The sequence below is a fragment of the Alkalicoccobacillus porphyridii genome (assembly GCF_007293315.1).
Taxonomy (GTDB): domain Bacteria; phylum Bacillota; class Bacilli; order Bacillales; family Bacillaceae_D; genus Alkalicoccobacillus; species Alkalicoccobacillus porphyridii.
Window position 1 is genome coordinate 11,752 of sequence record NZ_VLXZ01000003.1, and the last position, 21,130, is coordinate 32,881.

Sequence of the window (21,130 nt, forward strand, 5' to 3'; positions counted from 1 at the left end):
ACATGACACACGTTCTTGAAGTCAATAACGTAAGTGCGGCTTATCGAAAAAATAAGGTGCTCGATAATGTGACGTTTGCTGTAGATAAAGGAACACTAACGGGAATTGTCGGCCCAAACGGTGCTGGTAAATCAACGTTAATTAAGACGTTGCTTGAGCTACACCCTTCACTATCTGGAGATGTTGCTTTTTTTGGACACTCCTTAAAAGCAGAGAAAACACGGGTGGGCTATGTGCCACAGCGCGGCTCTGTTGACTGGGATTTCCCCACCAATGCACTAGATGTCGTAATGATGGGTCTATATCAAAAGATTGGCTGGTTTAAATGGCCAATGCGCCGTCATAAGGAAAAGGCATTTGAAACGCTTGATAAGGTCGGGATGGCCGATTATGCCCACAGACAAATTAGTCAGCTGTCTGGCGGACAACAGCAGCGCGTCTTTTTGGCAAGAGCGTTAATCCAAGAAGCGGACCTTTATTTCATGGATGAGCCTTTTGCTGGGGTGGATGCTTCTACAGAGAAAGCGATTATGACCATTCTTAAAGAATTAAAAAACACGGGAAAAACGGTGCTAGTGGTTCATCATGACTTACAAACAGTCACTGATTATTTCGATCAAGTATTGCTACTAAACCGCTCTGTGATTGCCCATGGTCCTACCGTAACTACATTTACGCAAGACACTATTGCAAATGCATACGGCGGGGCTGTTCGTTGGATGAAGGAGGGCTTACAGCATGGGCATCCTACTGTCCAGTAATTTCCAATGGGTTCTATTGAGCACAACGCTCCTTGGCGTTGCAGCAGGAATGTTTGGGGTCTTATCTTATTGGAGAAAACAAAGCTTAATGAGTGACGCCTTGTCACATGCAGCGCTTCCTGGAGTTGTGATCGCCTTTCTCATTCTTAATGAAAAGAATCTACCATTTCTCATATTAGGAGCGGGAATAAGCGCTCTTCTAGGAGCACTGTTCATTCAAGGAATTAAAACATCAACCAGGATTAAAGAGGATACAGCCATGGGTATGATTTTGTCAGTATTCTTTGGCGGTGGGATCATGCTGCTTACCATTGCTAATCGCTCAGGGGGAGGCAACCAAAGCGGGCTGGATAGCTTTATCTTTGGTCAGGCAGCAACCATGGTGCAATCCGATGTGTACATGATGGCCGGTCTTGCCTGTGTGGTTATCCTGATCATTTTGTTCGCCTTTAAAGAATGGAAGCTGTTTCTGTTTGATCCTAACTTTGCAAAAGGGATAGGCTACCCATTGAGGGGAATGAATGGACTCTATCTTGCTGTACTAGTCATTACGATCGTTATTGGTATTCAAGCCGTTGGGGTCATTTTAATGGCAGCTCTGCTCATCATCCCAGCCGTCAGCGCAAGATACTGGACTCACTCATTCCATGTCATGATGGCTCTTTCTGCCGTATTTGGTGGACTATCTGGAGCTCTCGGAACATTTATTAGTGCCCAAGGTTCAGGATGGCCAACTGGTCCCTTTATTGTTCTAGCTGCCTCCATTTTATTTCTTGTTTCTCTCATTGCAGGTAAAGAAAAGGGCTTACTCATTGAGTGGCTTGAATACCGGTCCATTAAGAGGGACCACCTGCCGAAAGGAGATCAAGTATGACGTACGTAGCATGGATTCTGATAACTGCCTCTTTAGTCGGTATGTCCTGCGGTATGATTGGAGTCTTCCTTGTTTTAAGAAGAATGGCCATGATGGCAGATGCGATCAGTCATACCGTGCTACTTGGCATTGTGCTAGCTTTTATGATTACCCAGAGTCTTGAAGGTGTACACATGCTCATTGGTGCTGCTTTAGCCGGTCTTTTAACAACTTACTTAGTTCAGTGGTTCCAATCAAAGGGTGTCCAATATGACGCCTCCATTGGTGTCGTCTTCACCAGTTTGTTTGCGATCGGTGTCATCCTGGTTTCAACCAGTATCGGTAACACACACTTAGATATTAAGCATACTTTGATGGGCGAAATCGCATTTATTCCTTGGAATACAACAACACTCCCATTTACAGGTTTTGAGGTTCCAGTAGCCACTCTCATCTTATTTTGCGTCTTTTTATTAGTGCTAGGATTGATTCTTGCTTTTTATAAAGAATGGAAAATTACTGCTTTTGATCCCGCATTAGCCGCAAGTCTTGGACTGCCGGTGATTGGGTTGCACTATTTATTTATGACTCTTGTTTCGTTAACAACCGTAGCGTCCTTTGATGCTGTTGGCGCGATTCTTGTAGTGGCCATGCTCATCACTCCCGCTGCATCGGCCTATTTATGGACTGAGAGACTATCCATTATGCTTTTGTTAAGTGCTTCGTTTGGAATTATTTCTTCCATAAGCGGGTACTATCTTGCCGTTTGGCTGGATACCTCTGTCTCAGGATCCATGGCATTCTCTACAGGTCTTGTTTTCTTAGTTAGCTTTATATTTTCACCAACACATGGCATGATCTCGCGTTGGGTACGACCAGAAAAAGCCAGTTTGACGTCTTAAATTGCTCGAGGCTATGGTGAGATCGGCAGTGAACCCTTAAAGTTTGATTTTTAATTAATTACAGATAGGCTGGTTTGAGTTCAGTAATGTGCCTGACTCAAATCAGCCCATTTTAGTTTGATTTGATCGTGATTATAATTTTCTGGATAGAGTAATCTGATGATTTTTTCTTCGTCCGCCGCTACAGGAGAACCCTACGCTTTCCGCGGGAACGGCCTCAGCCCTCGAAGTGGAAAACCACCACTTCGATGTCTTCAGACGCGTTCTGTTCCGCAGGAGTCTTCGGGTTCTCCTTCCGCTCATGTTCTGAATTAAACAATTAAAGATCGTTTTTCAGTGACCGCCTGTTCTTCTCACAGGTATCGGCCCTCCTATTTAGTCCACTTGTTTAGTGAGCTCGCTGGTAAACTTCAAGAGCATCCAAAAACCTTTGAACACGCTTTGCGCCCTGTGCCCACTGTTGGGCATAAACCTGATGACGAATTAGGCCCGCTTCAAATAATCATTCACCACGTTCCTTTTACATTTTTCATGGGATTTCACCATAAAAAAAACACCCCAAACGTTAGAGAAAAACTCTAACGTTTGGGGTGCACCATCACAATAAACTCAACGTCTTTTGAAAAGAATGTTGCCTGCTGCACGAAGCCGCTATTTGTATAAAGCTTTATCGCTCGTTTGTTAAAGGCTGCTACCGAAAGTCTGATGCATTCACCTGAAAACCTGCTTTGTACATGAGATAATATGCTTTGAAAGAACTCCATACCCTTGCCTTGACCAGTTAAGGCCGGCGACATCCCTAGTCCTATATCGACACAGCTTTCTTTGTAGACACCAGCTATACTTCCCTCTGGCACTTGAGCCGATTTTCCGATACAGAAGATACCATACAGCCTGTCTTCATAATAAACTGAGTAATACGACCCCATCAAAAATTCCTGCATAGCCTCTGACTTGGAGCGGATATTGTAAAAATCATAAGGAGGTTCATAGTCCCATTGTAGCACCTGAACAGCATCCTCAGGTGTCATATCATCAATTATGTACTTCCCCACCTGGACGCCCCCCTTTATATTTTTAGCTATTCGTTTGAAGCACCCAGGTACGGATTGCCTTCGCAACGCCTGCCTCATTATTCGTTGAGGTCACCCAATCCGCTTGTTCTTTTACATATTTCTGAGCATTCCCCATAGCTACACCAATTCCTGCTTCTTTAATCATCGCTAGGTCGTTCAAACTATCTCCAACTGCCATCATTTCTGATAAAGAGATATCGAGTAATTTGCCTACCTTTTCTAAACCTAGTGCTTTATTAATCCCTGCTGCATTGATTTCAAGATTCGTCGGGCTTGAATTTGATAGCTCCAGCTCTGGATGAGATTCTAGCTGCTCCCTGATTGTGGCACGTGTTACATCATCCTTGATATCAAAGCCAAATTTAAGCCATTCCGTCTGATGGATGTCCTCTGGCATTTCACCGCGCCATACCTCACCGACAGCTGCAGCCCATATATGAGTATCCTCATGCTCTTTACTAAGATCCCACATTTTTTGTACCAGCTGACTGTCTAGCTTGTTACGCTCCACTAAATTACGTTCCTTGTCCCAAATTTCACTACCATTTACTGTTACTAGATAGGACTCTAGCTTTAATGCATCTGCAAACTCGCCACACGTCATCAACGAGCGACCAGTGCTAAGAATCACGCATATTCCCTGCTCTTGCGCTTCTGTAATGGCTTCAATATTTTCTCTTGGGATTTGGTGATCGGAATTAAGTAGGGTACCATCAATGTCCAGAGCCACTAATTTAATCTCTTTTCTACTCACTGCATTTGCCACTCTCTCCACTCCTATCATTTTACTCACTTCTCAAACTGTAGTGTTTCCCAAAAATAAATTAATGTTTCCATGCCCTTGTCAAAATTCTCTAAATGAAAATGCTCATTGGGTGCATGGAAATTCTCCGATGGCAAACCAAATCCCATTAACAAAATAGGAATGTTTAAGACTTGGTCAAAGGTTTCGACCACAGGGATGGATCCCCCCATTCTTGTAAAAACAGCCGGCGTGCCATAGACCGCTTCATAGGCGTCCGTTGCCGTTTTAAACGCAGGATGATCCGTCGGGGCTAAAAATGGTTTACCTTGATCATAACGGGTCGTAGTCAACGTTACGCCAGGAGGAGTATGGCTTTGCAAATGCTCTTCAATCTGTTGAATGATAACATCTGGGTCCTGACCAGGAACAAGTCTACACGTGATTTTCGCATGGGCTTCTGAAGGAATAACTGTTTTCACACCTTCCCCTTGGAAACCTCCGTAGATACCATTAATTTCGAGTGTTGGGCGTACCCACGTGTGCTCCCGTGCTGTATAACCCTTCTCACCAAAAAGCTCATTGAGGTGTAGCTCTTCTTTTAATTCAGATTCAAAATCTCCTAACTGGGCGTAGCTGGCACGCTCTTCTTCAGTTGGTTCGATGACATCATCATAGAACCCCTTAACCTGGATGCGCCCATCTTCATCACGCAAGGTATCAAGTAGCTGGACGAGTGCATGCACTGAATTCTGAACGGCACCTCCGTACAAACCTGAATGCAAATCTCCTTTTGCTCCTTTTACATCAATCTGAAGACTACACATTCCTCTGAGTCCCTTACATACAGCAGGTCTGCCTTTGCCAAGCATCGGAGTATCAGAAATTAAAAGGACATCAGCTGAGAGAAGCTGCTCATTTGACTGAACAAACTCATCTAAGCTTGGACTACCGATCTCTTCCTCTCCCTCAATGAGAAACTTCACATTAAAGGGTAATGATCCCTTCGTCGCAAGCAGGGCCTGCACAGCTTTTACATGCATAAAGGTTTGTCCCTTATCATCGCTCGCCCCACGTGCAAATAGCTTCTCTTCATGTACGATTGGTTCAAATGGTGGGCTATCCCATAGCTCTACGGGATCAACCGGCTGAACATCATAGTGACCGTAAATGAGTACAGTATGATCATTATCAGCTGACGTCCACTCCCCATACACGACTGGATGCCCAGGTGTCTCCATGATTTCAGCCTTTTGCATTCCTGCCGTCTTTAATGCTTCAACCGTCCAGTTGGCAGCATCACGGACATCGCCCTTATGATCGGAAATAGAACTAATGCTCGGAATCCGGAGAAATTCAATTAACTCGTTTATGTATTCTTGACGATTTTCCTTAATATATGATGTAGCGACTTGTGACATCATCATCATCTCCATTCAAATGGGTTTGACCTTAGTTTATCACAGGATCGTGTTGATAAACGAATGCCATCCTCTAAAAAACACTCCTGCGTACCCAGTACCTAAAATGAAAAACCTCAACCACAAAGGGTCGAGGTTTCTCACCTGTTAAGCTATGAAATGTCTCTTAACTATAACTAGTTTCTGAAGCTTTCTGGGAAGACCGTTAAATCTATTCCCCATAGAGTCGGGAGTATGAGATAGACCGCCCCTACTATAAGAATGGTTGCAATAATATTAACAACAAACCCAACCCGCACCATCTCAATGATTTTCAGCTTTCCTGTACCAAATATAATCGCATTTGGCGGTGTTCCAACTGGCAACATAAATGCACAGTTTGCAGCCATTGCACATGGCACCATAACGGCATACGGATGAATGTTTATCGCCACAGCTAATGCAGCAACAATTGGTAAAATCATTGTAGCGGTTGCTGTGTTTGATGTGATCTCCGTAAGCGCCATAATGAGAAGCGTAGATGCTAAGATAACAATAAAGATATGCATTCCATCTAAAACTCTAAGCTGATCGCCCATCCAATCAGATAGACCTGATGATGTGAAGCCTGCAGCAATCGCTAGACCTCCTCCGAAAAGAAGTAAAACCCCCCACGGAATTTCTTTTGAATCCTTCCATTCAAGAATTCTTGATCCAAATTTTCTAGAGGCTGGGACAAGGAAAAGTGTAGCCGTTGCGACCATGGCAATCATACCGTCAGTTAAGTCTAGGTTTTCAAAAAGATTAGTCCATACTAGTTCTCTCGTGACCCACATAATCGCTGTTAATACAAAAACTACGGCTACAACCTTCTCTTCAAAAGCCATGACTCCAAGTGCTTTACGCTCTTTAGAGATGACTTCTTGTCCACCTGGTAACCCTTTTATGTTCATCTTAAATGCAAATCTACCTAAATAAAGCCATGTAAAGCTGATTAATAGAGCAACCACTGGCGTGGCAAAGAGCATCCATAAAGCAAAGGATATCTCGACTCCAAAGATCTCGTTAACCTGAGCAGCTAAAATAATATTGGGAGGCGTACCAATTAATGTCCCTAGACCACCAATCGTCCCAGCGTAACCAATACCAAAGATGAGTGCTTTCTCAAACTTAGGTAATTCTTTTTCCTCAGGTTTGCCTTTTAAAGCTGCGGCAACCTGTGCTGTGATGGCAAGCCCCATAGGAATCATCATCATAACTGCTGCAGTATTAGAGACCCACATAGATAGAAATCCTGTGGCAACCATAAAACCTAGCAAAATTCGTTGAGTACTTGTTCCAATTAGTGCGATAATTCCTAGTGCTATTCGTTTATGAAGGTCCCACTTTTCCATCGCTGTTGCAATAAAGAAGCCGCCTAAAAATAAGAAAATAATATCATTTCCATATGCTGATACTACAGCGTCTGATTCAAGAGCCCCTGTAAGTGGCAATAATACAATTGGTAATAAGGATGTAGCTGGAATAGGCATAGCTTCTGTAATCCACCAGGTTGCTACCCAAAGAGTTACAGCAAGAACCGCCTTTCCTTCTGCAGATAATCCGTCAGGTTGAAAAAAGAACATGGTTAAGATGAATAATAGTGGTCCAAGCAGTAATCCTACAACCTGTGGCTTAGCATAAGGCTTCTTATAATCTTTATCATCCTCAGGACCTTGATTGTTAGATTGAGAATTCCCTTTATTTTTATCACTAGCTGAGTGATATTGCTGTTTAGCAGTATTAGCATCTTTTTGATAGGAAAATACATTTAATAGACGTTTTGTTTGTCTATGTGATTGCCAAAGACTTGCCCAAACATTTGCAGTAAATGCTTTCATATATAATACCCTCCCCGATTGTAAGCGCTTGCTTCATTTTGGTTTAATTTGTTCTCTCCGTCCACTTTAATTAACTAAAAACAGACCTTTTTGAAACTTTTTTAACTAGAAAGAGGAATCACTTTCAAGAACGGTAGCGATATACTCATGTCCCTTAGAGCTTAGCTTATATTGTTGAAGTGGTCTTCCTGTTCCTTCATATGAGTAATCATGCTCAAGCAATGCGTATTCCTCGAGATACCGTAAATATTTACGCAAAGATACTCTGGATATGGAGGTAGCGTCTGCTAAATCAGCTGTCGAAAACCAATCATCAAATGTCTGGATTTCATTTAAAATCCGCAAAAATGTATGCTTGGTAATTCCTTTAGGCAACTCCTCTTGTTGGATTTCATCTCCTGGTGTTCTAGGTAGAAATAATGTATCAAGCTCCTCTTGCTTAAGTGCTTCCATGCGAAGCTGCTGATAGCGCTGTGCATAGACATGTAATGCTTCTTTAAAACGATCAAACTCAAACGGCTTCATGAGGTAATCTACCGCACCATATCTCAGGGCCGTCTGAATTGAACTTTGATCGTTAGCTGATGTGACTACAATGACATCAACTTCTATATTCCCTTTTCGCAGATCAACTAACATGTCCAAGCCATTTTCATGATTAATATAAATATCTAGTAAAATGACATGGACCTCATTCTCCTCAAGAATCTCCCACGCTTCCTTTATGGTGCTAGCCGTTCCAACCGTTTGGAAACCTTCAATTCTTTCTAAATAAATACCATTAAACTTAGCCACCATTGGATCGTCTTCAACTATTAATACGTTTATCATGGTTATCTCCTTCTATCGGCAATGCGGCTCGCAGTGTCACACCTAAATCGTCGTTTGCTTGAATATCTAGCCGCCCGTTCAGTTCTTCAAGTGATGACTGCATGAGGTATAATCCAAATCCTCGTTTCGACCCTTTTGTTGATTGCCCCTTCTGCCTCAGGTTATCTAGCTCTGACTGTGTGACCGTTAATCCATTATCTTTTAGCTGCCAAATTATTTCTCCTAGTCTAACATCCATAGTGATTTCTATTTTAGGATTTGAACTAGATTCAAGTGCCTCTGCTGCATTATCTAAGCTGTTTCCAATAACGGTAATGATGACATTTGTATATTTTGTATCCTTCACTACCGGCCATGCCGTTTGGCCAGAAAAAGTGACCTGAATCCCTTTTCTTTTTAAAACATTAAGCTTGTTTAACATGTAACCTACTAGTACTGGGTCTTTGAGGTGGCGAGACATCCAACCGACGTCCTCCTGATAATAAGTTGAAATGGTTTTAATGTAATCTCGAAGCTCATCATAAGACTCTGTATGTACCATGGCTGAAACCACATGCAACTTATTCATAAACTCATGTGTGTGACTGCTTAAGGATTCTGCATAGGATTTTATTCCTGATAGTTGATCCAGAGCCAAGGCAAGCTCTGTTGTATCTTGAAATGTCGCCATCGCTCCTAATTGAACACCATTAGAACTAACTGGAACTCGTGTGACAACTAATTCATAATCCTGAAGTTTCATCGGCTGATTTCGTTTGATGTCACCCGTCTTTAATACCTCATGAAGCTCAAATTCAGGGAGGATATCCGCAATAGGTTGATGGAGAGGCTCGGTTGTTTTCCCCGTCTTATGTAACAGATCTAATGCTGTAGCATTACAGACAATGACTTTCCCTTCAGCATCTACTACGATAATCCCTTCCTGTACAGACGATAGGATCGCTTCACGTGTTTCCAGCAATTGAGTGATTTCAACTGGTTCAAGGTCGTGCATTGATTTTTTAACTTTTTTTGCAAGGAGAATGGCTCCAAGTATAGCTGGAATGATACCAAGAACCCCACCAAGCCACACCATTAGCTGACTTCGATAGACTGCATCATTGATATTGTCTGTTAATATCCCTACGGCTACAACTCCAACCTGATCTCCCACCTCGTTTGTGACTGGAATGAAAGCTCGTAAAGACTCACCTAACGTACCTTCTGCTGTTGATGTATAGGTCTGCCCCCCAAACGCAGGACTTACATCATCACCGACAAATTGTCTTCCTATCTGTTCCTCTAATGGATGTGTTAATCGAACACGATTCATGTTCATCACCACGATGTAATCAACGCCAGTTTCCGTTTGGACTTCATCTGCATAAGCTTGTAGCTCATCCTGTGTTCTTTCTGCTTGAAGGCCTTCTATCACTACAGGGGAGCGGGCAAACGAGGTTGCAATGGTCCATGCTTTGTCTTCAAGTGATGCTTTTGTTGATTTGGCATAATCATAAGCAACAAGCATACCCGTACATAAGAGTGCAATTAATACGACCGTACAGACAAGCAAGATAATGACTGTTCTTAAGTTGTAGGGGTTTTTCCGCTTCCAGATTCGTGTGCCCACTTTCTCGTTTAACTCCTTTTGTCTCTTCACGTGAATAATTAATAGCTTTACTATAACAAAGAACTTCTTGGGAAAACAGGAAACAGGAATAAGCTCGTTCTCTTATACATCAAAGAGACGAGCTTATTTAAACATCCATTAGACTTAATTGTCAGTACATGGTTACCATTTAAAGACTTGCACAAGCTCCTGGAGTTCCTCAGAGAGTCTTGTGAGACTTTCTGCAGAGCTTGAGATTTCTTCCATTGAAGCCAGTTGTTCTTCAGTTGAAGCAGACACGCTCTGCATCTCTGATGAGGTTTCTGCCGCACTCGCAGAGACTTCTTTAAATACGTCGACAAATTGTCTCGCATCCGATGAAATTTGCATAGATTCTGTCTTAACATGGTTAATTTTTGAGAGCATGTCGCTCATATACTCATCAATCTGATCAAATGAATGATCTGCCTGCTTTGCAACCTGAATTCCCTTTTCTACTTCAACCCCACCAACATTCATTGCATGAGAAGCTAACTCCACTTGATCTTGAATCTTTAGGATGATGGTTTTAATCTGATTATTGGCAGCAGCCGATTGCTCTGCAAGCTTTCTTACTTCCTCTGCGACAACAGCAAAACCCTTACCTGTTTCACCTGCTCTGGCTGCTTCGATTGAGGCATTCAGTGCAAGGAGATTCGTCTGTTCGGCAATATCCTTAATTACATTTGTGACCTGGTTAATCTCCCTTGAGCTTTCCCCAAGCTGATTCATTCTCTGTGATACCACGGAGCTTGTTTCTTGAATGGTATTCATTTGCTCCATACTCGATTCAACTGCCCTGCTTCCAGCCATGACAGCAGTTTGCACCTTTCCAGCGGTGGTTGAGGTTACTGCAGAATGTTGCTCGATCTCATCGATTGATGCTGATAGATGCGTAGCCTTGTGTGAACTGTTCTCCATTGCTTGCCCTTGAGCCTCAGTTGTTGATACAACCTCTTGAACGACAGTAGTGATCTGTTCTGTTGCTTTTGTGTTCTGTTCTGAACTGGCTAGTAGCTGCTCCGATGCTGCTGCTACTTGAGTTGATTTTTCTAGAACACCTTGTAATAGATCGAGAAAAGACACTCTCATCTGCTCAAAGGCTGAAGCAAGCTGACCCATTTCGTCTTTTCGATTTTGCCGTAGCTCAGGATGTTCGCTTAGGTCTCCTGTGCCCATGATGCCGGCTACCTTTACCAACGTATGAATTGGTTTTGTAATGGATCGAATAACTGCAATAATTAAGATCATCCCTACTATAAGAGTACTCCCCATCACGATCAACGTGTGCCAAAATATAGGGTTCACTGCCTCAGACACTTCATCTGAGAACATGGTTCCAGCGACCTTCCAGCCTGTTACGTCGTTTGTGAGATAGGACATATATTTGTCTTCAGATTCAAAGATATATTCAAACTGACCTGCATCATCCTGGTACATCCTTGCAAAGAAGTCGTCCTGCGCCACTGTACCCGCTTCCTGAGTTGGATGTGAAATAAAGCTCTGGTTTCGATCAAGCAAAAACATGTAGCCTTCTTTACCGACAGTGATTGATTCTAGCATACGGGTGAGGTCATCTAATTCTAAGTCAACAGCTACAACCCCACTGCCATCATCTAAAGCTCTAGAGAGCGTAATCGACATATTCCCTGTAGCCATAGAGGCATAAGGCGCTGATACAAATATCTCTCCGGCATTTAACTTTGCTTGCTGATACCAAGTACGTTCTCTGACATCAAATGATTCAGGATAATCATAGGTAGAAGGATGGTAGATAAAGGTACCAGAATCTGTCCCTATTAATGCTTGCCCAACATTTTCCTGCGAGATATAAAATTGTTCAATAAAGGTATCGACCGCTTGATCCTCTAACGTGTCGGATAACACATTCGCTAATAGGTCCAAATTTTCTTCTTGTGATTTAATATATTGGTTTATGGTTTGATTTAATGTTTCAATGCTTTCATCTGCTTCCTGTTTAATTAAAGACTCTGTGTTATTCCTTGCGCTATCGTAAGCAAAGAATCCAATGACTGATGTAGGCACAATCAAAATAAACAAAAACGAAGCGATTAATTTCGCTCGTAAGCTCATTCCTCGTTTATAGCGATTACTCTTTTTTGGTTTGTTTTTCATTGACCATTCCTCCATCTATGCCAAGGTATCCATCATCCTTATATCGGCAACCTTGAAGGAAAAGTTAATCTTACTTAGAAAAATTTATAAATTTTTAGATTTATAAATGGGATAGAGAGGTCTCGTGATTCGTTTCTTCGTCCGTCGCTCCCAAAATAGGGATCCACTTACCGCGGGAGTGAGTCAATCTGGCTCTGCCATCTTAACTCGATGAACCTTTTCATTGAGTTCGCTGAAAAATTTATTTAAACTGTGCTCATTTGCATCACAACAGGAATCAGACTTGTTCTTTTTGCTATGAGCTCTTGCTTCTTGCTAAATCTTCGCTCCTCTTGGTATTCAGGCCTTTTCTCTTGCTATGAGCTCTTGCTTCTTGCTATACCTACCGCTTCTCTTGGTATTCAGGCTTTTTTTCTTGCTATGAGCTTCTGCTTCTTATTAAATCACCTGCTTCTCTTGGTATTTCTCTTGCTATGAGCTCTTGCTTCTTGCTATACCTACCGCTTCTCTTGGTATGCAGACTTTTTCTCTTGCTATGAGCTTCTGCTTCTTGCTAAATCTCCGCTCCTCTTGGTATTCAGGCTTTTTCTCTTGCTAAGAGCTCTTGCTTCTTGCTAAATCTACCGCTTCTCTTGGTATGCAGACTTTTTCTCTTGCTATGAGCTCCTGCTTCTTGCTAAATCTACCGCGTTCAATAACTCAGTTGTCATTCTGCATAAGCTTTTCGATTCTCATCACAAAAAATAGTGGGTAAAGTCATTGATGACTTTACCCACTGCTTAAAATTCTGATCTGGATGATGCGTTTAACATGTGCTTGACGAGCTGGTTATAAAATCCTAGCGAGTCACTACCCTTTACTAGGTTTAATTGATGGCTTCTGGATCTTGTACTAATCCGAACTGGATTTGTAATGGCTATACGTCGGTCCTTTAACAGGGCGACCTCTTCAATCTTCTGATAGGGAATGGATACGACCTCCGAGGATTTTGAAACAAAGGATCTGCCAACAAAAATGATTCGTTGATCTGTTAAAGCAACAAAGTCTATTAACAAACCATACGTTTGTAACAGCCTTTCACCAGGTAGCAGAAATTCCTCTACCTTTTCTCGGTGATCATTACGGTTATCTGCATTTTTCCAAAAAGTCATGACATCCCTCCGTTTACTCTATTTCTTGATATAGACGATGCTCTTTAATATATTGGTAGCAGCTTTCAGGGAGGAGATACCGAGGTTCTCCACCTCTGCTAAATTCTTCACGAATATACGTGGAGCTTATTTCCATGGCTAACCCTTTATCAACTAATTGAAAGCGACCATCGTCTACGTTTCGAAGGATAGGCGACTGGGCAATCGTCTTTAGCATATCGATCCCATCTCGTGCCATGACGATAAACTGATTTTCCTCAAGCAGTTTGTCCCCTTGGACCCAGCTTCCCTGACCAATATTTTCGAGCAAATCTGCTCCCATTACAAAAAATAGCTCATCATTTGGATATGTTTCTTTTAATATTTGCATAGTGAAATAAGTGTATTGTCTGCCCAAAGGTGCATAGATCTCTTCCGTTGACAGTTCAAATCTGGGATCATCCTTAATGGCTAGCTTCACCATCTCAATCCGATGATGGTCACAAATGTTTAAGTTTTTATCACGTCTTTTATTTGAAGAAGGAAGAAATAATACTTTATCTAACTTCTTACGGTGGAAGATAGTAGAAGCCGTCCATAAATGTACATTTGTAACTGGATCAAAGGAAGAGCCATACACACCAATTTTCACTTATTTCACCTCTCAGTTGGATTTTTGCCGGCGATCATATTCTCCTTTAACTCTCTTAGCTCATCTGATAGTGCGACTGGATAAACTTCAGGAACTTCTAAACGAAGATATTCCTCCCAGAATGTTTTTTTAGCCGACTGATGATAGTCCCTCAGCTCTTGCATAGATGGCTGATCATATACGAGCTGACCCGCATCAAAGATTTTTTTATGAAGTTCCTCATATGTAAAGTTACGGATTGTTTTTGATTTAAGCGGATTTGTAGGATGCTTTAGAACCAATTCTTCTTTGCCCTCCAGCTGCTCGTGCTCCAAACAAATATAATCTCCTTTTGCCATATGATTCTGATCGTATAGGCGATATACCTTTTTGCGTCCAGGGTTGAGTACCTTATCGATGCTTTCAGAGATCTTAATCAGCGAAATCCAATCATCTTTCTTTAAGCTTCCACCATTGGTCTCCAATTCATGGTCAAATGGACTTCGTGCAACGATCTTGTGTACGCCTCCGAGGGCAGGGTTGTCGTACGCTGTGATGAATTTCGTCCCCACTCCCCAGATATCAATTTTAGCTCCCTGCTGCTTTAATGAAGCAATCGTGTATTCATCAAGGTCATTCGTCGCAGAGATCTTCACATAGTTTAAACCTTCTTCATCTAAGTGTTTTCGAACTTTTTTTGAAAGGTAGGCGAGGTCACCACTATCTAATCTCACTGCAGCAAGCTTCTGCCCTCTTTGCTCCATCTCTTTAGCAATTCGAATCGCATTAGGCAGACCACTGCCAAGCGTATCTGTCGTATCAAGCAATAGCACGACTTTCTGTGGAAATGTATCTGCATATGTTTTAAACGCTTCGTATTCACTCTCATGAAACATTATATATACATGGGCCATCGTCCCAGTAATAGGTATATCAAGATCTTTCCCAGCTTTCACATTACTTGTTGCTTGAAAGCCTGCAATATAAGCCATCTTGGCTCCATTTACACTTGAATCTCTTCCCTGAGCCCGTCGTTTCCCCATCTCAAGTAACACATCTCCCTCGGTGACGGTAACAAGGCGTGACCCTTTGGTTAAAAGCAATGACTCCGCGTTAATCGTGTTAAGCAACATGGCTTCAATCCAAATACACTCCCATACTGGGGCTTCTATTCTTACACATGGTGTGTTTGGAAATATTAAATTCCCTTCTTGAACAGAATAAAGATCTCCACTAAATCGTAGTGTTTTTAAGTCTTCTAAGAAGGCTTCATCAAATGACTCAGGTTGATTTCTTAAATAATCAATATCGTTATCATTAAAGTAAAGATTTGAAAGGATTTCAATGAGATGATCTAATCCTCCAAATGCAACATATCCACCGAGCTCCCCACGATAATCACCTACGCCACGTATGAAAGGTGGTTTACGGTAAAAGTCATCATACACGACATTGTTTTTATGAACATTCTGTTTCCACAGAGCGTACATCATCGTGATGGCATAATAATCGGCATCAAGTGCATAGTCCTGTGAAGGATTGTAGAACGGAACGATTTGAAAGCCTTCGTCCTGCTTACAATTCAAACATTCCACTATGCTCTTATTATCCTTAGCAAACATCGGATGTTTACAATGATTGCAGACATACACATGTCTATATTCCTTAGAATCGATATAATCAAAAATGGTTTCTTTCGATGACATGAGTGTAACTCCTTTTTTATTAACGAATAGTAGCCCCTAAAGATTGTTGAAAATGCTCAAGCGCCCATTCGTGGCCAGCTTGATTAAAGCTTGCAACTGCTTGTTGATGAATGACAATTTTGTATTGAAGCGAATAAGCATAAATGGCTGTATGTAGCACACAGATATCTGTCACATCTCCAATTAAATGGACTTCTGTAATACCACGCTCGCGAAGCTTAATGTCTAAATCAGTGCCCACAAACGCCGAATACCTTGTTTTGTCCATAAAATATACCTGTGGATTCTCTTTCACTTCATTATAATACTCTCCAAGGGCCCCATACAAATGACGTCCTTCTGTGTTTCGAAGATTATGAGGTGGAAATAGGCTGTTTTCCGGATGGTACGGGTCCTCTTTATCATGAACATCTACGGCAAACACAACAAAGTCACCATTATCAACAAATTGTTTTGTAACCTTAACAACTTCACTTTCAATCGCGCGCCCAGGTTCTCCCACTGATAAGGCACCTTCTTCAGCAATAAAATCGTTTGTATAATCAATATTGATTAGTGCTTTCATTGTTTATCCCCATTTCCATCTTATTTTTTCCTCTTATTAACTATCTTAGACTCACCGCTTCTATCGTGCAATGGCTTTCTAATTCTTCATTTACCTATACGTAATGTTGTCATTGAATGCTTTCCAATTGTTGCTTAGGAAATTAATAGGTTGCTACATTAAGAATTCTTTAGCTTTTGTTCTCTTTAAAGACAATAATCGTTCTATATAATGAACGTTATAACCTACAATATTTCCCTTGTAACTCATTGATTAAATGGAGGTGTTTGTAATTTGTGATAATAATGATCATGAATGGTTACACTTAGTGATGGAGGCGAGAGAGCTTGGCCTTACAATTGATGAAGTCAGGAGGTTTATTAGTGAGGCAAAAGAAGACGAGTAGTTTTTATGCAATTATTTATTTGAAGCTGACATTCACATACTACATCAAGGATTTCATACATTCGAAGTCCTTGTTGAGTTATTAATCTAGTCATATGTACTAGATTAACTTTTTACTCTTTTCGTAGATCTTTATACCCGTGTCTAATGTCTTTTTCAGAATTTTTTATTATAAAAATTGCAAATTGGGAAAATACTATAATAATGGCTGTCGTATCAGGCTTTTACCCTAATGTTCTATTTACAGAACAATTGATGTACTGGTATAATAGCGACTAGTCAAAGATATAAGTGAGGTACCTATTATGATTGGAAATCAAGTAAAAAAATGCAGGCTAGCAAAGGGCCTTTCCCTTTCGGAATTGGCAGAAAATGCAGGAGTTGCCAAATCATACTTAAGCTCTATTGAACGTAATATTCAATCTAACCCATCTATACACTTCTTAGAAAAAATATCAGTTATCTTAAATGTACCAATTGAAACATTACTTTACGAAAAATCAGCGACTGAACATAGTGATCTTGATAATGAATGGTTGGAATTAGTAAGAGAAGCCAAAGCGTCTGGCATAAGTCAGGATCAGTTCCGAGAATTTCTAGAATTTAACCGTTGGCGTAAAGATCAATCAAAACAACAGTAAGTTATTGCCTATCTATGTGTCGTATCAACTCAATAAAAGGGATGTCCATAGCATTAGCGAGTTTTGATAAAATTTCAACGCTTGGATTTTTTTGTATACCTCTTTCTACGTAGCTAATATATGATTTCGACACCCCTGATTGATCTGCCAGCTGATTTAATGTCATTCCCCTTTCCTTTCTTAACATTCTTATTTTCTTTCCATCCATCTTCTAACTCTCCTTACTCTCTGATTTGTTCTTTAATAAGAACGCGATACTGAATATTATACGGACACCTTTAGGCGCCCGCAACTTATTTTCCGTAATAAAGAACAAATTTCTCTAATGATGTCTAGTTTAAAAGTTCGTTAGATTCGTTAAATATTGACTTTAGACGTTCAAAAGCCCAATCAATTTCTTCTTTTGTAATCAGTAAAGGAGGAGCTAATCGAATGACATTTTCATGTGTTTCTTTGCAAAGCAATCCTTTTTCCTTTAATTTCTCGCAATAGGGTCTTGCTGGCTCTGTTAACTCCACGCCTATAAACAAACCTCTTCCTCTAACCTCATGAATGATTGGATGATCTAAGGTCCGAAGTTTAGACATAAAGTATTCTCCAAGTGTGAATGAATTCTCTACCAACTTCTCATCTTCAATAACTTGTAATGAAGCAATAGACACTGCACAAGCGAGTGGATTCCCACCAAAAGTGGATCCATGCGAACCAGGCGCAAACACCCCTAATATGTCTTCGTTGCTTACTACCGCAGAGATAGGCATGACTCCACCACCTAAAGCCTTACCTAAAATATACATGTCGGGTACTACACGCTCCCAATCACAGGCAAAGACTTTTCCAGAACGACCGAGTCCAGACTGTATTTCATCAGCAATAAATAACACCTGTTCCTGTTTACACAGATTTGCGGCCTCTGCTAAATATCCATGGGGCGGCAGGATAACACCTGCCTCTCCCTGAATAGGCTCAACAAGAAAAGCAGCCGTATTTGTAGTTATTGCTTTCTTTAATGCCTCAATATCTCCATAAGGCACAATTTTGATCCCAGTTAGCATTGGACCGAACCCACGCTTATATTCTTCATTTGAGGAAAGCGAGACTGCTGTCATTGTGCGTCCATGAAAATTATTTTCGCAGACAATGATTTCGGCCTGATTGATTGGTACGCCCTTGCTTTCATACGCCCATTTTCTCGCTGCTTTTACAGCTGTCTCTACAGCTTCAGCCCCAGTATTCATAGGCAACACCATATTTTTATTTGTTAGCACTGCCACTTTTTCATAAAAAATTCCTAGCTGATCATTATGGAATGCTCTAGACGTTAGTGTAATCCGCTCAGCCTGTTCCTTAAGCGCCTTAATAATTACGGGATGGCAATGCCCCTGATTAAGCGCCGAGTAGGCACTTAACATATCTAGATACTTTGTACCCTCCGGATCCCATACCCACACCCCTTCTCCTTTTGATAACACGATGGGGAGCGGATGATAATTCCTTGCACCAAATTGTTCAGTTTGTTTAATAATGTGATCTGTACCTTCCATCAAAAAACCTCCTCAACCGAAATGGTCCTGCAACTTCATTGTACGATTGGTAGTAAGAAGTCGGCAAGTGAAGGATAGAGTTCATGCTTATGTGTAATTGATATCGATGTAAAAAGAAAGGGTAAGGACATGTTTTGTTTCTTCGGATGTCGCTCCCGAAAATGGGGGTATGCTTACCGCAGGAGTACCTGAGCTAACGGGCGATGCCATCTTATCTCAATGAACTTTTTTTCGAAGCTACTGAAAAAGTCATGTAAGAATGAGCTGAATGGCGCCGCTACAGGGGAACCCTACGCTTTCCGCGGGAACGGCCTCAGCCCTCGAAGTGGAAAACCACCACTTCGATGTCTTCAGACGCGTTCTGTTCCGCAGGAGTCTACGGGTTCTCCTTCCGCTAACGTTCGGACTTAAACAGTTGAAGAAATTTCGCAGTCTTATAAAGATCGTTTTTCAGTGACCTCCTTTTCATCCCACAGGTGTTGGCCCTCCATTTTTTGTCCGCTTGTTTAGATGAATACTATCATCAACATTTAAACAATAATCAGGACTTTTCCTCTCTATTATTGCTGTTCAAATCCATTTTTTTAATAGTCATACCGATGCCTACTAACAAGCGGAAAAAGTAGGGTGCCACTGAATGATAGCGATCTACTTCTAAACAAAAAACAGCCCTCATTGCCTCAGATAAAAGTGTTTGAGCATTTGTCTAATCGGTAACATGAGCGGAAGGAGAAATCGAAGACTCCTAAGGGACCAGCACGAGTCTGAAGACATTGAAGGAGTGATCTTCTCCTTCAATGGCTGAGGCCGTGCCCTAGGAAAGCGAAGATTTCTCCTGTAGCGGTGCTCCGAGCTCATTTCTAGATGACATTTTCAACAACTTCCTTTTTCTCCCCCAAGTGTCAGCCTCCATTTTCGTCCACTTGATTAGATAGGTCTCAGAATCATTATCTTTACAATCATAGGTACTTTTCCAAGTGAAGAAAAGCTTGCAAGCATTGTAGACTTGTAATAGGTTAAATAGGAATGTCTTTTTTAATCTAGGGGGAGCTCCAACGATGGCACGTGTTCTACAAGAGGCAGAAACTACAATTACAATAAAGGATCATATCCTTTTTCTATCTACCGTTTTCTTTTTTTGGTTTGCTACATATATCTATGTCCCTACCTTCAGTCTCTATTTAGAGCAGAGAAATTTCAGTTACGCTGCCATTGGAATTATTCTTGGTAGTTACGGGGTCACACAGGTGCTCATTCGTTTCCCGTTAGGAATTCTTTCAGATATGCTGCAACGAATACGTAAACAGCTTTACATAGGTGGATTTGGGGTAGCTGCAATAAGTGGCATCATGTTTGTGTATTTAGATTCCTTTACTGCCATCCTGATCGCCCGTCTTCTTGCAGGAATCACAGCTTCTATGTGGGTGATGGCTACAGTTATTTATGCTCAGTATTTTTTGCGTTCACAATCATCTCGAGCAATGGGGACGCTCCAGTTTCTAACGGTGATGCCTCAGTTTATAAGCATGGCAATAGCCGGCTTTCTCGTTCAGGGCTTCGGATGGAATTTGCCTTTTTGGGTGGCTGTGGCTGCCTCGCTCTGTGGTATGTTTTTGGCACTATTTATTAAAGACCTTCCAGTAGAAAGAACAACTACCGAGGTAAAACCTCGTGTAGCGGATTATATCAAGCGAACGTTACAAGTACCATCCTTAATATCGATTACTGCCCTATCAATGATTGGTCATGGCATACTATTTATCACTATATTTGGATTTACACCACTATATGCCTCTAGAATTGGAGTGGATGAAGGCAGTCTCTTTTGGATCGTGACCGCATTTTTTATCCCACATGCCATTGCTTCATTAGGGCTTGCCTTTATTAGCTTAAAGGAGTCCCAGATTCAATTGATATTGGTTGGGTCTCTCCTTGTGACAGCAGGATGTATGTTTGTCTTACCGTTTACTCAAACATTGATTACATTGAGTATGGTTCATGCAGTTATTGGTTTGACCCTGGGTCTATTTCTCCCATTACTTCTTGGAAAAATCGCGTCCCTTCCAGTACAATCCATTCGAACCTCGGTTATGGGGTTTTATCAATCCTTTTACGCGTTGGGAATATTTCTTGGCCCACTGATTGCTGGTGCTATCGCTCAATCTTTTGGCTTACGTGAAACGTTCTGGTTCGGCGCTATTCTCGCATTAATCGCTATGCCTTTATTACTCAAGACTAAAGTAAAAAGTACCAGCCCAGCATAAAAAAGCATTGACCTAAGTGGCTTTGTCCCTTAGGTCAACACCTGCTAACCTCAATCT

At 41.4% G+C, this 21,130-nt stretch carries 19 protein-coding genes; 6 read left to right on the plus strand and 13 right to left on the minus strand.

The genetic code is table 11. The features are described from left to right. Nucleotides 1-2: 2 nt before the first annotated feature. Genes FN960_RS05510 through FN960_RS05520 form a run of 3 tightly spaced genes read left to right on the plus strand, consistent with a single transcriptional unit; the run spans nt 3 to nt 2,516 of the window. On the plus strand, nt 3-761 hold the full coding sequence (locus tag FN960_RS05510) for a metal ABC transporter ATP-binding protein (protein ID WP_143847698.1): 759 nt from the start codon (nt 3-5) through the stop codon (nt 759-761). Beyond that, nucleotides 739-1,635, plus strand: a complete 897-nt coding sequence (locus FN960_RS05515) for a metal ABC transporter permease (RefSeq protein WP_143847699.1) — start codon at nt 739-741, stop codon at nt 1,633-1,635. Before FN960_RS05510 ends, FN960_RS05515 begins: the two co-directional genes overlap by 23 nt. Further along, nucleotides 1,632-2,516 (plus strand): metal ABC transporter permease, encoded by an 885-nt coding sequence (locus FN960_RS05520; protein ID WP_143847700.1) that lies wholly within the window; start codon nt 1,632-1,634, stop codon nt 2,514-2,516. Before FN960_RS05515 ends, FN960_RS05520 begins: the two co-directional genes overlap by 4 nt. Nucleotides 2,517-3,094: 578 nt before the next feature. On the opposite strand, the gene FN960_RS05525 is transcribed toward FN960_RS05520, so the two are convergent. The 11 genes from FN960_RS05525 to FN960_RS05575 all read right to left on the minus strand — a co-directional run bounded on the left by FN960_RS05525 (nt 3,095) and on the right by FN960_RS05575 (nt 16,240). Next, nucleotides 3,095-3,571: a GNAT family N-acetyltransferase gene (locus tag FN960_RS05525; protein ID WP_260681933.1), complete on the minus strand. Its 477-nt coding sequence runs from the start codon at nt 3,569-3,571 to the stop codon at nt 3,095-3,097. 22 nt (nt 3,572-3,593) lie between these two features. Then, complete coding sequence (locus tag FN960_RS05530) at nt 3,594-4,376, minus strand: Cof-type HAD-IIB family hydrolase (protein ID WP_143847701.1); 783 nt, start codon at nt 4,374-4,376, stop codon at nt 3,594-3,596. A gap of 5 nt (nt 4,377-4,381) precedes the next feature. Further along, nucleotides 4,382-5,755 (minus strand): dipeptidase, encoded by a 1,374-nt coding sequence (locus tag FN960_RS05535; protein WP_185970955.1) that lies wholly within the window; start codon nt 5,753-5,755, stop codon nt 4,382-4,384. A 176-nt stretch (nt 5,756-5,931) separates the two neighbouring features. Further along, nucleotides 5,932-7,614 carry an SLC13 family permease gene (locus FN960_RS05540; RefSeq protein ID WP_143847703.1) on the minus strand — a complete coding sequence of 561 codons (1,683 nt, stop codon included), beginning with the start codon at nt 7,612-7,614 and terminating at the stop codon, nt 5,932-5,934. Between the two features lie 105 nt (nt 7,615-7,719). Then, on the minus strand, nt 7,720-8,445 hold the full coding sequence (locus FN960_RS05545; RefSeq protein WP_143847704.1) for a response regulator: 726 nt from the start codon (nt 8,443-8,445) through the stop codon (nt 7,720-7,722). Then, on the minus strand, nt 8,423-10,054 hold the full coding sequence (gene dcuS, locus FN960_RS05550; RefSeq protein ID WP_185970937.1) for a DcuS/MalK family sensor histidine kinase: 1,632 nt from the start codon (nt 10,052-10,054) through the stop codon (nt 8,423-8,425). Before dcuS ends, FN960_RS05545 begins: the two co-directional genes overlap by 23 nt. A 162-nt stretch (nt 10,055-10,216) precedes the next feature. Continuing rightward, complete coding sequence (locus FN960_RS05555; RefSeq protein ID WP_185970938.1) at nt 10,217-12,208, minus strand: methyl-accepting chemotaxis protein; 1,992 nt, start codon at nt 12,206-12,208, stop codon at nt 10,217-10,219. Between the two features lie 779 nt (nt 12,209-12,987). Beyond that, nucleotides 12,988-13,359 (minus strand): PH domain-containing protein, encoded by a 372-nt coding sequence (locus tag FN960_RS05560; protein ID WP_143847707.1) that lies wholly within the window; start codon nt 13,357-13,359, stop codon nt 12,988-12,990. Between the two features lie 13 nt (nt 13,360-13,372). Then, nucleotides 13,373-13,990, minus strand: coding sequence for a nicotinate (nicotinamide) nucleotide adenylyltransferase (gene nadD, locus FN960_RS05565; RefSeq protein WP_143847708.1), 618 nt, complete (start codon nt 13,988-13,990; stop codon nt 13,373-13,375). Between the two features lie 5 nt (nt 13,991-13,995). Then, nucleotides 13,996-15,675 (minus strand): nicotinate phosphoribosyltransferase, encoded by a 1,680-nt coding sequence (locus FN960_RS05570; protein ID WP_143847709.1) that lies wholly within the window; start codon nt 15,673-15,675, stop codon nt 13,996-13,998. 19 nt (nt 15,676-15,694) lie between these two features. Beyond that, nucleotides 15,695-16,240, minus strand: coding sequence for a cysteine hydrolase family protein (locus FN960_RS05575; RefSeq protein ID WP_143847710.1), 546 nt, complete (start codon nt 16,238-16,240; stop codon nt 15,695-15,697). 256 nt (nt 16,241-16,496) lie between these two features. Between FN960_RS05575 and FN960_RS05580 the strand changes: the two genes are divergently transcribed. Next, nucleotides 16,497-16,625, plus strand: coding sequence for an anti-repressor SinI family protein (locus tag FN960_RS05580; protein ID WP_143847711.1), 129 nt, complete (start codon nt 16,497-16,499; stop codon nt 16,623-16,625). A gap of 304 nt (nt 16,626-16,929) precedes the next feature. Next, nucleotides 16,930-17,265, plus strand: a complete 336-nt coding sequence (locus FN960_RS05585) for a helix-turn-helix domain-containing protein (protein ID WP_143847712.1) — start codon at nt 16,930-16,932, stop codon at nt 17,263-17,265. A gap of 1 nt (nt 17,266) precedes the next feature. On the opposite strand, the gene FN960_RS05590 is transcribed toward FN960_RS05585, so the two are convergent. Continuing rightward, a complete protein-coding gene (locus FN960_RS05590) occupies nt 17,267-17,473 on the minus strand; it encodes a helix-turn-helix domain-containing protein (RefSeq protein WP_143847713.1) in 207 nt (68 codons plus the stop codon). Between the two features lie 124 nt (nt 17,474-17,597). Further along, on the minus strand, nt 17,598-18,809 hold the full coding sequence (locus FN960_RS05595; RefSeq protein WP_143847714.1) for an ornithine--oxo-acid transaminase: 1,212 nt from the start codon (nt 18,807-18,809) through the stop codon (nt 17,598-17,600). Nucleotides 18,810-19,867: 1,058 nt separating this feature from the next. On the opposite strand from FN960_RS05595, the gene FN960_RS05600 reads away from it, so the two are divergent. Then, nucleotides 19,868-21,073 carry an MFS transporter gene (locus tag FN960_RS05600; protein WP_143847715.1) on the plus strand — a complete coding sequence of 402 codons (1,206 nt, stop codon included), beginning with the start codon at nt 19,868-19,870 and terminating at the stop codon, nt 21,071-21,073. The last annotated feature ends 57 nt before the right edge of the window (nt 21,074-21,130 follow it).